Genomic DNA, 253 nt, shown 5'->3' with positions numbered 1-253 from the left:
CTGGATGAAGGTGTTCAACGATCTCAAGACGCGTGGCGTCAACGACATCCTGATCGCAGTGACAGACGGCCTCAAGGGCATGCCCGAGGCACTAGGTGCTGTATTTCCAGCCACGACCCTACAGACCGTAAACCCCCGGCGAGCAGCATCTATCCACGGCAGGCGCTTCGGGTTTATGGCGTGCGCCGTGCTTCGATGAAACGATGGAGCAGTTCGTAGGCCACGCGCCACTGATGCCCATCAACCTGCAGCG

At 59.7% G+C, this 253-nt stretch carries 1 pseudogene; it reads left to right on the top strand.

The window, feature by feature from the left end:
- A pseudogene (locus ACUHMQ_RS21395) lies at window positions 1–127 on the top strand (transposase); the annotation flags it as partial.
- Between the last annotated feature and the right edge of the window lie 126 nt (window positions 128–253).

Source organism: Chitinimonas violaceus, assembly GCF_052601015.1.
Note: the sequence above shows the minus strand (reverse complement) of the source record. Positions and strands in the feature narration are given on the sequence as shown.